Annotated in this window: 11 protein-coding genes and 2 pseudogenes; 8 read left to right on the top strand and 5 right to left on the bottom strand. The window is 73.7% G+C overall.

Features of this window, described 5'->3' with window-relative positions; genetic code table 11:
- Positions 1 to 3: 3 nt before the first annotated feature.
- Together ACFFHU_RS15500 and ACFFHU_RS15495 are read left to right on the top strand one after the other, a co-directional pair.
- Positions 4 to 621 carry a DUF4126 domain-containing protein gene (locus tag ACFFHU_RS15500; RefSeq protein ID WP_377339400.1) on the top strand — a complete coding sequence of 206 codons (618 nt, stop codon included), beginning with the start codon at positions 4 to 6 and terminating at the stop codon, positions 619 to 621.
- Positions 622 to 732: 111 nt separating this feature from the next.
- Entirely contained in the window at positions 733 to 1029 is a 297-nt protein-coding gene (locus ACFFHU_RS15495) for a DUF1540 domain-containing protein (protein ID WP_377339398.1), read from the top strand.
- Between the two features lie 167 nt (positions 1030 to 1196).
- Here ACFFHU_RS15495 and ACFFHU_RS15490 read toward each other — a convergent pair.
- Both ACFFHU_RS15490 and ACFFHU_RS15485 read right to left on the bottom strand, forming a co-directional pair.
- Positions 1197 to 1637 (bottom strand): annotated as a pseudogene (locus ACFFHU_RS15490) (cobalamin B12-binding domain-containing protein); the annotation flags it as partial.
- A 153-nt stretch (positions 1638 to 1790) separates the two neighbouring features.
- A pseudogene (locus tag ACFFHU_RS15485) lies at positions 1791 to 3317 on the bottom strand (methylmalonyl-CoA mutase family protein); the annotation flags it as partial.
- 379 nt (positions 3318 to 3696) lie between these two features.
- On the opposite strand from ACFFHU_RS15485, the gene ACFFHU_RS15480 reads away from it, so the two are divergent.
- The 3 genes from ACFFHU_RS15480 (at position 3697) to ACFFHU_RS15470 (ending at position 6227) form a co-directional block, all read left to right on the top strand.
- On the top strand, positions 3697 to 4545 hold the full coding sequence (locus ACFFHU_RS15480; protein ID WP_377339396.1) for an ABC transporter ATP-binding protein: 849 nt from the start codon (positions 3697 to 3699) through the stop codon (positions 4543 to 4545).
- The gene (locus ACFFHU_RS15475; RefSeq protein WP_377339394.1) at positions 4542 to 5396 is read left to right on the top strand and encodes an ABC transporter permease; all 855 of its coding nucleotides are present in this window, start codon (positions 4542 to 4544) and stop codon (positions 5394 to 5396) included. The genes ACFFHU_RS15480 and ACFFHU_RS15475 overlap by 4 nt, the downstream gene beginning before the upstream one ends.
- Before the next feature lie 120 nt (positions 5397 to 5516).
- Complete coding sequence (locus ACFFHU_RS15470; protein ID WP_377339392.1) at positions 5517 to 6227, top strand: class I SAM-dependent methyltransferase; 711 nt, start codon at positions 5517 to 5519, stop codon at positions 6225 to 6227.
- A 6-nt stretch (positions 6228 to 6233) separates the two neighbouring features.
- Here ACFFHU_RS15470 and ACFFHU_RS15465 read toward each other — a convergent pair whose 3' ends face one another.
- Positions 6234 to 7082, bottom strand: coding sequence for a 3-hydroxyacyl-CoA dehydrogenase family protein (locus ACFFHU_RS15465; protein ID WP_377339390.1), 849 nt, complete (start codon positions 7080 to 7082; stop codon positions 6234 to 6236).
- Positions 7083 to 7973: 891 nt separating this feature from the next.
- Here ACFFHU_RS15465 and ACFFHU_RS15460 point away from each other — a divergent pair.
- Positions 7974 to 8495, top strand: coding sequence for a hypothetical protein (locus tag ACFFHU_RS15460; protein ID WP_377339388.1), 522 nt, complete (start codon positions 7974 to 7976; stop codon positions 8493 to 8495).
- Between the two features lie 435 nt (positions 8496 to 8930).
- Here ACFFHU_RS15460 and murA read toward each other — a convergent pair whose 3' ends face one another.
- Complete coding sequence (gene murA / locus ACFFHU_RS15455; protein WP_377339386.1) at positions 8931 to 10598, bottom strand: UDP-N-acetylglucosamine 1-carboxyvinyltransferase; 1668 nt, start codon at positions 10596 to 10598, stop codon at positions 8931 to 8933.
- Positions 10599 to 10696: 98 nt separating this feature from the next.
- Here murA and ACFFHU_RS15450 point away from each other — a divergent pair, with 98 nt between their 5' ends.
- Both ACFFHU_RS15450 and ACFFHU_RS15445 read left to right on the top strand, forming a co-directional pair.
- Entirely contained in the window at positions 10697 to 11269 is a 573-nt protein-coding gene (locus tag ACFFHU_RS15450) for a cob(I)yrinic acid a,c-diamide adenosyltransferase (RefSeq protein ID WP_377339384.1), read from the top strand.
- The gene (locus tag ACFFHU_RS15445) at positions 11245 to 11664 is read left to right on the top strand and encodes a VOC family protein (protein ID WP_377339382.1); all 420 of its coding nucleotides are present in this window, start codon (positions 11245 to 11247) and stop codon (positions 11662 to 11664) included. Before ACFFHU_RS15450 ends, ACFFHU_RS15445 begins: the two co-directional genes overlap by 25 nt.
- 62 nt (positions 11665 to 11726) lie before the next feature.
- On the opposite strand, the gene ACFFHU_RS15440 is transcribed toward ACFFHU_RS15445, so the two are convergent.
- Positions 11727 to 12374 carry a DedA family protein gene (locus tag ACFFHU_RS15440; protein ID WP_377339380.1) on the bottom strand — a complete coding sequence of 216 codons (648 nt, stop codon included), beginning with the start codon at positions 12372 to 12374 and terminating at the stop codon, positions 11727 to 11729.
- Positions 12375 to 12559 lie beyond the last annotated feature (185 nt).

Genomic DNA, 12559 nt, shown 5'->3' with positions numbered 1-12559 from the left:
ATCGTGCTCGAAGCCCTCACCGGATCCGGCCTGGCCGCCTCGGCCGGACTGAACGCCTACATCCCCCTGCTGCTGATGGGGCTGCTGTCCCGCTACACCCACTGGATCAACCTCCCATCCGGCTGGCAGTGGCTCGGCAACGGGTGGGTGATCGCGATCCTCGCGGCGCTGCTCGCGGTCGAGGTCGTGGCCGACAAGGTGCCGGTGGTCGACCACGTGAACGACCTGGTGCAGACCGTGGTCCGGCCCACCGCCGGCGGCCTGGCCTTCGGCGCCGGCTCCGAGTCCAAGACCGTCACGGTCAGCGATCCGGGCCAGTTCTTCGGCTCGAAGCAGTGGGTTCCGATCGCCGCCGGGGTGCTGATCGCGCTCGCCGTACACGGGGTCAAGGCCACCGCGCGACCGGTGATCAACGCGACCACGGCCGGCATCGGCGCGCCGGTCGCCAGCACGGCCGAGGACGTCACGAGCGTGCTGATGTCGCTGGTGGCCATCGTGCTGCCGGTGCTCGTGCTGGTGTTCGGGGTGGCCCTCGTGGCGTTCGTGGCCTGGCTGTTCCGGCGACGCCGGGACCGCCGCCGGCAACGGACGGCCGCCCGGACCGCCGGCTTCCGGGTCTGATTCCGGTACGCCCGTTTCGGGGGTGAAATATCCTCGAGGTCGACGTTAAGAAGGGCCCCTTCCTATACAAAAAGCGATAAGAAGGGGCCCTTCCTTCGGGGGGTGAGCGGGATGGCCACGACCGAGATGCCGCAGGTGCGCGACTGTGCGGTCCGCAGCTGTGCGTACAACCGGCAGGGCTGCCACGCGTACGCCATCACGGTGGGCAGCAGCGACCGCGCGCACTGCGAGACGTACGCGGACCTGCCGGTCAAGGGTGGCATCGACGCGGTGGCCCGGGTCGGGGCGTGCAAGCGGGAGGACTGCCAGCACAACGCCGGGCTGCTCTGCCACGCGCCGCACATCACCGTCGGGCCGGATCTGGACGCGGCCGACTGCCTCAGCTATCAGCCGGCCGAACTCGTCTGACCGGCTCGACCGGGCGCCGCCCGGTCCCGACCGGCTCGACCGGGCGCCGTCTGGTCCTGACCGGGAGCCGTCTGGTCCTGACCGGCTCGACCGGGAGCCGTCTGGTCCTGATCGGCTCGGCCGGAAGCCGCTCGGCCCCGACCGGCTCGACCGGGGACCGCCCGGTCCAGGTCGTTGGCCTCGCGGACCACGGTCACCAGCTCGTCGACGATGTCGTTGAGCGCGAAGTCCTTCGGGGTGAAGACCCGCGCCACCCCGGCGGCTCGCAGCTGCGCCGCGTCGCCGGTCGGGATGATGCCGCCCACCACCACCGGCAGGTCGGGCCGGCCGGCCGCGCGCAACCCGGCCAGCACGGCCGGTACGGCCGCCAGGTGCGAACCGGACAGCACGGACAGCCCGACGAGGTCGACGTCCTCCTCGACGGCGGCCGCCACGAGCTGCGCCGGAGTCAGCCGGATCCCCTGGTAGATCACCTCGAAGCCGGCGTCCCGGGCCCGTACCGCGATCTGCTCGGCGCCGTTGGAGTGCCCGTCCAGGCCCGGCTTGCCGACCAGCAGCCGCAGCCGGCCGGCGCCCAGCTCGGCCGCGGTCCGGGCGGCCCGCTCGCGGATGACGCCGAGCGAACGGCCCGCGCCGGGCGAGCCGCCGGTGGCCGACGACCGACCCGCGACACCGCCGGCGGCCAACGACCGGCCCGCGACCCCGCCGGCGGCCGACAACCGATCCGCGACGCCGCCGGCGGCCAACGACCGGCCCACGACGCCGCCGGCGGCGCCGAGCCCGGTGGGCGCGCGGTACTCGCCGAACACCTCGCGCAGCGCGGCCGCCCACTCCCCCGTGGTCACCCCGGCGCGCACGCAGGCCAGGGTGGCGTCCATCAGGTTGGCGTCCGTCGCGGCCTCGGCCCGCAGCCGGTCCAGCGCCGCGGTCACCGCCGCGCCGTCCCGCCCGGCCCGCCATGCGCGTACGGCTGCCACGGCCGCCGCCTCCGCGGCCGGATCGACCCGCTGTACGGCCTCCGCGCCGGCGGCGGTGAGCGGTGACGGCTCGGTTTCGGTGAACCGGTTGACCCCCACCACCACGTCGTCGCCGGACTCCATCCGGGCCCGCCGGCGGGCCAGCGAGGCCACCAGCTCGCTCTTCAGGTGGCCGGTCTCGACGGCCGCCACCACCCCGCCCAGCCCGAGAATCCGGTCCAGCTCCCGCCGGGCGCCGGCCACGATCCCGTCGACCAGCGCGGTGACCACGTGCGAGCCGTCGAACAGGTCCGGGTATTCGAGCAGGTCCGACTCGTACGCCAGGACCTGCTGCATGCGCAGCGACCACTGCTGGTCCCACGGCCGGGGCAGTCCGAGCGCCTCGTTCCAGGCCGGCAGCTGCACGGCGCGGGCCCGGGCGGCGCGGGACAGCGTGACGCCGAGCATCTCCAGCACGATCCGCTGGACGTTGTTCTCCGGCTGCGCCTCGGTCAGCCCCAGCGAGTTGACCTGCACGCCGTACCGGAAGCGCCGGGCCCGCGGATCGGCCACGCCGTAGCGCGTCGCGGCGATCTCGTCCCAGAGCGCCGCGAAGGCGCGCATCTTTGCCAGCTCCTCGACGAACCGTACGCCGGCGTTGACGAAGAACGAGATCCGCTGCGCCACGTCGCCGATCCGCTCCGCCGGCAGCTGCCCGGAGTCGCGCACCGCGTCCAGCACGGCCACCGCGGTGGCCAGCGCGAAGCCCACCTCCTGCACGGGCGTGGCGCCGGCCTCCTGGAGGTGGTACGAGCAGATGTTGACCGGGTTCCACCGCGGGGCGTGCGCCACGGTCCAGGCCACCGTGTCGGTGACGAGCCGCAGCGACGGCGCCGGCGGGAAGATGTACGTCCCGCGCGACAGGTATTCCTTGACGATGTCGTTCTGGGTGGTGCCGGCGAGGATTCCGGTGGGGGCGCCCTGCTCCTGCGCGGCCACCACATAGAGGGCGAGCAGCCACATGGCGGTGGCGTTGATGGTCATGGAGGTGTTCGCCTCGGCCAGCGGGATCCGGTCGAACAGCGCCCGCATGTCGCCCAGGTGCGCCACCGGGACGCCTACCCGGCCCACCTCGCCGGCCGCGAGCTCGTGGTCGGGGTCGTACCCGGTCTGGGTGGGCAGGTCGAAGGCGACGGAGAGGCCGGTCTGACCCTTGCCGAGGTTGCGCCGGAACAGCGCGTTGGTGGCGGCGGCCGACGAGTGCCCGGCGTACGTCCGCATCACCCACGGGCGGTCGCGCTCGGGGAGTCGCCCGACGCTCGTCTCGTCCATGGCCGGAGTCTAAGTTACTGGCGAGTCACTTTAGTCGGTGAAAAACCACACATCTGGATGTCTGCTCTCGGATGATCGTCTGGAAAACGACCCGGACGGATGGCTGACTGACCGCGCCGGCCGCCCGGCGGAAGCTGAACCCAGCACGCGTTACACCGCACAGCGCGCCCGCGGCGTTCGGGAAGCGCGCCACGGGCAGGGCCCGCCGGTAACGGGGAGACCGGCGGGTCCGCGGGCCGGGCCCGCCGGTCACGGGGAGACCGGTGCGCGCCGGGCAGGGCCCGCCGGTCACGGGGAGACCGGCGGGCCCGCGGGCGGGGTGGTGACGGGGGCCACCCCGCCCGGCACCGGGCTCTCGGCGGGACGCATAGTTGACGGCATGGACAGCGAAGTCGCCATCGCCGTACGCGACCTGCGCAAGTCGTACGGCGGGACGGCCGCGGTGGACGGCCTCGACCTGGACGTCCGGCGCGGCGAGGTGTTCGCCCTGCTCGGGCCGAACGGGGCCGGCAAGACCACCACGGTGGAGATCCTCGAGGGCTACCGGCGGCGCGACGCCGGCGACGTCCGGGTGCTCGGCGTGGACCCGGCCGCCCCGACCGCCGACTGGCGTTCCCGGGTCGGGATCGTGCTGCAGGGCACAGGCGAGTTCGACGAGCTCACCGTCCGCGAGGTGGTGGGGCACTTCGCCGGCTTCTACCCGGCGGCCGACGATCCGGACAAGGTGATCGAGCAGGTGGGGCTGGCCGGCAAGGCGCGGGCGCGCACCCACTCGCTCTCCGGCGGGCAGCGCCGCCGGCTGGACGTGGCGCTCGGCATCGTCGGCCGGCCGGAGCTGCTGTTCCTCGACGAGCCCACCACCGGCTTCGACCCGGAGGCCCGCCGGGAGTTCTGGGACCTCATCCGGGACCTGGCCGCCGCGGGCACGACGATCGTGCTCACCACCCACTACCTGGACGAGGCCGAGACGCTGGCCGATCGGGTGGGCGTGATCGCCGGGGGCCGGCTGGTCGAGGTGGCCCCGCCGGACCGGCTGGGCAATCGGGAGGACGCGCTGGCCACCGTCTCCTGGCGTACCCCCGATGGCGGCTGGGAGCGCGCGGAGAGCGCGACGCCGACGGCGCTGGTGGCCGAGCTGGCCGCGCGGTTCGGCGGCGAGGTCCCCGGCCTCACCGTCACCCGGCCCACCCTGGAGGACGTCTACCTGCGGATGATCGGACACCGATGAGCACCACGACCGAGACCTCGAACCGGACGGCGGCCGCGGCCCCGGCGGGCGGCCGGCGGATCGGGCCGGCCGGCCTCGCGCTGCGGCAGGGCCGGCTGGAGATCCGGCAGTTCCTGCGCAGCCGCGAGTCGGTGGTGTTCACCCTGGGCTTCCCGGTCATCATGATCCTGATCTTCGCGTCGATCTTCAACGGGCAGATCGCGCCCGGGGTGAAGTACACGCAGTACTTCATCACCGGCATGATCGCGACCGGCCTGATGACCGTCAGCTTCCAGAACCTCGGCGTCTGGATCCCGATCGAGCGGGATCGTGGCGTGCTGAAGCGGCTGCGCGGCACGCCCATGCCGAAGTGGGTGTATTTCGCCGGCAAGGTGATCATGGTGGTGGTCATCGGCGTGGCCGAGACCGCGCTGCTGCTGGCAGTCTCGGTGGGCCTGTTCGGCCTGTCGCTCCCGTCCGACGCCGGCCGGTGGCTGACCTTCGGCTGGGTGGCCGTGCTCGGGGTGACCGCGTGCACGCTCTGTGGCATCGCCATCTCGTCGCTGGCGCGGACCGCCCGCAGCGGCTCGGCGGTGGTCACCCCGGTGGCGCTGGTGCTGCAGTTCATCTCCGGGGTGTTCTTCGTCTTCACCGACCTGCCGCGCTGGATGCAGCAGGTGGCCGCGCTCTTCCCGCTGAAGTGGATGTGCCAGGGCCTGCGCTCGGTCTTCCTGCCGGCCGCCTTCGGCGCCCAGGAGCCGGGCGGCTCCTTCGAGCTGGGCCGGGTGGCCCTCGTGCTCGCCGCCTGGTGCGTCATCGGCCTGGCCCTCTGCCTCCTCACCTTCCGCTGGACCACCAAACGCGACGGCTGAACCGCAAGGAAGGGCCCCTTGTTATCGCTTTTTGTATAGCAGGGGCCCCTTCTTAACGGCCGCCGTCCGCGCGGCACCGGGGCGACGCGGGGACGGCCGGAGCCGCTATCGTCGGCACCCGTGGAGCTGGGACAGCCGAGCCGGACGGCCTTCTCTGCCGCGTCGCACCTTGCCGAGCACCAGGTGGTGGACGGCGGGCGGATCTTCCACGACCCGCTGGCCGTGCCGATCCTCGGCGTGCCGCCGGACGAGCTGCGCGAACGGTGGCAGGGCGCAGGCCGGGGCCGCCGGCTGATGGCCCTGTTCATCGCGGTACGCAGCCGGTTCGCCGAGGACGCGCTGGCCGCCGCCGTCGACGCCGGGACGCGCCAGCTCGTGGTGCTCGGCGCCGGGCTCGACACGTTCGCCTACCGCAACCCGCACGCCGGGGCCGGGCTCCGGGTCCTCGAGGTGGACCACCCGGCCACCCAGGCGTGGAAACGCGACCGGCTGGCCGACGCCGGCATCGCCGTACCACCGACCCTGACCTTCGTCCCGGTCGACTTCGAACGGGACGTACTCGCCGACCGCGTCCGGTACGCCGGCCGTCCGGCCAGCGACCCTGTGCCCGGCGACCCGGCGCGGCCCGGTGACCCGGTCACGCCCGACGACGCAGTTCCACCCGGCCACCCGGCGCGGCCCAGTGACCCGGTCACGCCCGACGACGCAGTTCCACCTGGCGACCCGGCGCCGCCGGGTGGCCGAGGACGGCCGCGCGATCCAGCGGGGCCCACCAGCCTGGGTCGGGCGGGCGGCCACCTGCTCCGGGCGACCGCCCCGGCCCGTCGGTAGCGCGCCTCAGTACGAGTAGAAGCCCTTGCCGGTCTTGCGGCCCAGGTCGCCGGCCGTGGCCATCCGCTGCAGCAGCTCCGGCGGGAAGAACTTCTCGTCCGCGGTGTCGGCGTAGATGTTCTTGGCGGCGTGCAGCAGCACGTCGACTCCGGTCAGGTCGGTGGTGGCCAGCGGGCCCATGGCGTGCCCGAAGCCCAGCTTGCAGGCGGTGTCCAGGTCCTCCGGCGACACCACGCCCGACTCGACCAGCTTGACCGCCTCGACCACCAGCGCGGCGATGAGCCGGGTGGTGACGAAGCCGGCGATGTCCCGGTTGACCACCACGACCGTCTTGCCGATCTCCTCGGCGAAGTCCTTCGCGGTGGCCAGCGTCTCGTCGCTGGTCTTGTAGCCCCGGACCAGCTCGCAGAGCTTCATCATGGGCACCGGCGAGAAGAAGTGGGTGCCGACCACCGACTCGGGCCGGGAGGTCACCGCGGCGATCTGGGTGACCGGGATGGCCGAGGTGTTGGTGGCCAGCACCGCGCCCGGCTTGCAGATCTTGTCGAGCGCCCGGAAGACCTCGTGCTTCACGTCGATCCGCTCGAAGACCGCCTCGACCACCACGTCGGCGTCGGCCGCGGCCTCCAGCTCGGTGGTGGGAGTGATCCGGTCCAGCGTGGCCGACACGTCGCCCGCCTCGATCGCGCCCTTCGCGGCGAACTTCTCCATCGACTTGCGGATCCCGTCGAGCCCCCGCCCGGTGGCGGCGTCGTCCAGGTCGCGCAGCGTCACCCGCCAGCCGGCCTGGGCCGCCACCTGGGCGATACCGGAACCCATGAGACCCGCACCGATGACCGCGAGCCGACCCGCCATCTGCTTCTCCCTCGCCCTCGACGAACCTGAGCACACCCTAGCCGGCCCCCCTGAACGACCGTAAAGGTCACCGCGCAACGCGTCCGTCCTGGACAGGGGTGGTTCGGGAGTCGGCCGGATGTCCACCGTACGGTAAGGCCTTGGTCAATATGCCGGATGGCGCCTGCCCGGGCTGGCGTCTGCTGCGTCGGTCGTTGAGCCGGCGGAGCAGCGCGCACGCGGTCCCCGCCGTCTTGGCCGATCGGCAGCCGGCGCGCCCGTTCGAGCAGGTGTTGCCGCCACCCCGCGGGTGGCACGCCCGGAGAAGACTGATCGTCGGCCCACGCGCTAACGGGGAAACGGCGCCGGCCGGCTGCTCCAACTGACCGGCGCCCGGGTTCGGGAGGCCCTTGCCGATCATCCGCAGTGCGACCCTCTCGCTGACGGCGGCCCAGCCACCGACGGCGGCGCTCGCGTCGGGCACCGGGCCGTCCCTGACAGCGGCCCGGCCGCCGGATGGCAGCCACTCGCTGACGGCGGCCCCAGCGTGGACGCCGACCTGCCAATGACGGCGGCGCTCGCGTCGAGGCGCCGGGCCATCCCTGACAGCGGCCCGCCGCCGACGGCAGCACTCGCTGACGGCGGCCCCAGCGTGGACGCCGACCTGTCGCCGACGGCGGCGCCCGCTTCGGGGCGCCGGGCCATCCCTGACAGGGGCCCGCCGCCGGACGGCAGCCACTCGCTGACGGCGGCGCTCGCGTGGACGCCGACCTGCCGCCGACGGCGGCGCCCGCGTTGATGTCGACCTCTCGGTGACGGCGGCGTTGGCGATGAGGACGGCGCTGGGTTGGCGGTCGCCTCGACCTCAGCGACAGCTGTCTCATGCCACGCACCGCGTCGGCATGGTCGACAGTGCGGTTGCTGGCGGCACTGGCCGCGCTGCCGTTCAGGTCCGCCCTACCGCTGACCGCGCCGGCGCCGGCGCCGGCGTTGACCGCACTGGCACCGACCGCGCCGGCACTGACCGCGCTGGCGCTGACCGCGCTGGCGCCGGCACTGACCGCGCCGGCGCCGGCACTGGCGTTGACCGCACTGGCACCGGCCGCACTGGCGCTGACCGCACTGGCACTGGGCGCGCCGGCATTGACCGCGCCGGCGCCGGCACTGGCGTTGACCGCACTGGCACTGACCGCGCCGGCGCTGACCGCCCCAGCGGCGAGGCTGACCGGGCAGGATCCGCCGCCGTCCCGGGTGCGGTCAGTCCGCGCGGCGTGCCGGGCCGATGTCGGCGGCGCGAGCGGTGCATTATCGGCCGAAACAATCGACCGTCCCACGCCATGGCCGCGGCGAAGCTTTTCGGCGTGCCGTTTCGCCAGTCCCCACGCGCGGCGCCGCGCCTGCTCGCGGCGGAACTGCTCATGCGCTGGAGAATAATTGCGCGATCGGGTGCGATCGCGCATCGCCGCCATTTCCGTCCGACCGAATAAGCCGATCTGCCGCCCCACCTTTCTATTGTTTCAGAATACCGGCCCGCACGATGAGGAACGATTTCAGATGAAGAATTGCTCAGGATCGCCTGAGCGGATACGTATGCCCGAGCCGGCTGGCCGAGCCGATCCGTGACCGGAGGCCCACCTGCCGTTGGTGTTGGCCGCCCGCCCAGCAGCAAGCGCCGAGCGGCTTGACCCACCCGCGCAACGGCTACCCCGTCATCCGCCTTGCGGGCCACGTCTGCCGCCCACACCGAGCCACCTCAATCGTCCGGGCCATCCCGCTTTCTCCAGGTCATTGGAGACTTCCGCTACCCGCGGTCAAAAGAACTCAAAACCGGCCAGCACCGAGCGCTGTGCCACACGCATCCAGACGCGCTCACAGCGCGAAAGCGGGCTCCTCGGGCGCCAGCGCCCGTTCCACCGGTACGCCGAGACAGCGCAGGTCGGAGACGAAGTCCGGATAGCCCCGGTCGATGTGGTGCACCTGCGACACCTCGGTGACCCCGTCGGCGCAGAGCCCGGCGATCACCAGGCCGGCGCCGGCCCGGATGTCGGTGGCGCGCACCGGCGCCCCGGACAGCCGCTCCCGTCCGCGTACCACCGCGTGGTGGCCGTCGGTCCGGATGTCCGCGCCCAGCCGGGCCATCTCGTTCACGAACATGAAGCGGCCGTCGAAGATGTTCTCGGTCACCAGCGACGCCCCCTCGCTCACCGAGGCCAACCCGATGGCCATCGGCAGCAGGTCGGTGGCGAAGCCCGGGAAGGGCAGCGTGACCACGTCGACCGCGGTCGGCCGCCGGTCCATCCGGACCCGGAACGCGTCCGGCCGGCTCTCCACCAGGCCACCGGCCGACACGACCTTGTCGAGGGCGATCTCCAGGAACCGCGGGCTCACCCCGGTCACCGTGACGTCCCCCCGGGTCATGGCCGCGGCGAACGCCCAGGTGCCGGCGACGATCCGGTCACCGACGCAGGCGTGCCGGACCGGCCGCAGCGCGTCGACCCCCTCGATCCGGATGGTCGAGGTGCCCGCACCGCTGATCCGGGCGCCCATGTCGGCCAGCATCGCGCAGATGTCGACGATCTCCGGCTCCCGGGCCGCGTTGTCGATCACCGTGACGCCGTCCGCGAGGACCGCGGCCATCACGAGGTTCTCGGTGGCGCCCACGCTCGGGAAGTCGAGCCAGATGGTGCCGCCGCGCAGGCCCTTGGGGGCCGAGGCCACCACGAAGCCGTGCTCGCCGGAGATCTCCGCGCCCATCCGGGCCAGGCCGGCCACGTGCATGTCCAGGCCGCGGGACCCGATCGCGTCGCCGCCCGGGTGGGCGACCCGGACGTACCCGCGGCGGGCCAGCAGCGGACCGAGCACGCAGATCGACGCGCGCAGCCGGCGTACCAGGTCGTAATCGGCCTCGGTGCCGGGCGCGTCCGGTACGTCGATGGTGACCGACCGGGACCGCGGCGGCGGAACCGGCGGCGCCGCGCCGCCCGGGCCGACCGTGGCGATCTCCCGGGCCGGGGACACCGCCACGTCGCTCGCGGGCGTCACGGCGATGTCCCGGGCCGGTGGCGCGGGGGTGTCGGAGGCCGCCGGCGGAGCGACCAGGCCGGGCCGGGTCGGCGGTACGACCAGCCCGGAACCGCTGGCGCTGACCGGCAGCCCGGGCCCACCGAGCGGCAGCCCAGCGCCGTCCGGCAGGGCCGCCGCGGCGGTCCCGCCGGTCACCGGCGCCCCGGCACCGCCGGTCACCTGCGCCCCGGCGCCGCCCGGCACCTGCGCCCCGGCGCCGCCCGCCACCGGTCCCCCGGCCCCGGCCGGCGCCGGATGGTCGTCGCCGAAGGTGACCTCACAGCCGAGCCGGCGCAGCACCTCACCCATGATCGCGATGTCGGTGATCCGCGGGACGTTCGTGATCACGCTCCGCCCCGGGGCCAGCAGGGCCGCGGCCATGAGCTTGAGCGCCGAGTTCTTGGCGCCCACCACGTGCACCTCCCCGGCGAGCCGGGCGCCGCCACTGACCCTGATCACGTCCACGTCGGCCATCGTATGGTCACCGGAGTTCGGCCGGCTCGGTGGCGTCGCCGCCCGCCGACGCCGGGCGGTCCGACGGGAACGGGTCGGTCGTCCGTAGGCTGTGCGTCATGGCCGTCCACCTCACGCGCATCTACACCAGGACCGGCGACGCCGGTACGACCCGGTTGGTCAACAACGAACAGGTCGCCAAGACCGATCCGCGGATCACCGCGTACGCCGATGTCGACGAGTGCAACGCGGCGCTCGGCGTCGCGCTGGCGCTCGGGCAGCTCCCCGACGAGCTGCGCACGGTGCTCGGCACCATCCAGAACGACCTGTTCGACGTGGGAGCCGACCTGGGCAACCCGGTGGAGCCGGAGCCGGCGTACCCGCCGCTGCGGGTGACCGAGGAGTACGTGAGCCGGCTGGAGGGCTGGTGCGACGAGTACAACGAGCGGCTGGCCAAGCTCGACTCCTTCATCCTCCCCGGTGGCACCCCCGGCGCGGCCCTGCTGCACGTCGCCCGCACCATCGCCCGCCGGGCCGAACGGTCGGCGTGGGCGCTGGTGAGCAGCGACCCGGAGCGAACCAGCGCTCTCCCGGCAAAGTATCTCAATCGCCTCTCTGATCTGCTCTTCATCCTGGCAAGAACCGCCAATCCGGACGGGGATGTGCTATGGGTCCCCGGGGCCAACCGGTGACCGATCCGGGCGGGCTGCACCACGTCGAGGTGTGGGTGCCGGATCTGGCCACCGCGGTGGCCGACTGGGGTTGGCTGCTGACCGAGCTGGGTTGGGAGCCGTTCCAGGACTGGCCCGCCGGGCGCTCCTGGCGGCGCGGCGACACGTACCTGGTCCTGGAGCGCTCCCCCGCGCTCACCGGCGACCGGCACGACCGGCGGGGGCCCGGCCTCAACCACCTGGCCTTCTCGGTCGGTCCGCGGGCGGCCGTGGACCGCCTGGTCGAGTCGGCGCCGGCGCACGGCTGGTCGCTGTTGTTCGCCGACCGGCACCCGTACGCGGGCGGCCCGCAGCACTACGCCGGCTACCTGACCGACCGCCAAGGCTACGAGGTCGAACTCGTCGCCGACGACTGACGAGAAGTGACGAGGAAGGAAGGGCCCCTTCTTATCGTTTCCGGTAGAGGAAGGGCCCCTTGTTAACGGGCGGTCGCCCGGCGGGCGGTGGCGGCGGCTCGGAGCCGGCGGGCGGTGGCGGCGGCCCGGAGCCGGCGGGCCAGGACGACCAGGACCACGGCCGCGGCCACCGCCAGGGCCACCAGCCCGGGCAGCCGGGAGACCGATGCCCCGGCCAGATAGCCGGCGCCGACCGTGCCGGGCACCCAGACCAGCACGCCGAGCGCGTCGAACGCCACGAACCGGCGGTACGGCAGCCCGACCGCCCCCGCCACGCGCGGCACGAGGGTACGCGCGAAGGCCGTCCAACGGCCGACGGTGACCGCCGGTCCGCCCCGACGCCGGATCAGCTCCTCGGCCTGCCCCCAGCGCCGGTCACCGACCCGCCGGCCCAGCCAGCCGGCCCGGACGCGGGCGCCGGTGAGCCGACCCTCCAGGAAGCCGAGCTGGTCGCCGGCGAACGCGGCCAGGGTGCAGACCAGCGCGGCCGTGCCGAGATCGAGCTGGCCGGTCCGGGCCAGCAGGCCGACCGTCAGCATCGTGCTGGCGGCCGGCAGCACCAGCCCGAAGAGCAGGCCCACCTCGCCGGCCAGCACCGCCGCCGCGGCCGCGTAGATCCCGGCGGGCGGCAGCTCGGCGATCCGGTTCAGGAGTGCGGTGGTGAAGTTCACCCATCGATCATCATCGGGTGGCGGGCCCGCGACGTCCTGCGCCGGGCCCGCCCGCCTCCGCCAACCGGCCGCCGTCCCACCTAGGGTGCAGGGCCCGTCCGCCGCGCCCGACCCTACGGGCCACCCCGAGCGGGGACCGGCCGGCAGCGCCGGACCCCAGGAGCCCCCGAGCGGGGACCGGCCGG

It is taken from the genome of Plantactinospora siamensis, from assembly GCF_042434095.1.
Lineage (GTDB): Bacteria > Actinomycetota > Actinomycetes > Mycobacteriales > Micromonosporaceae > KBS50.
The sequence above is the reverse complement of the archived record's forward strand: the minus strand, read 5'-3'. Positions and strand labels throughout refer to the sequence as shown.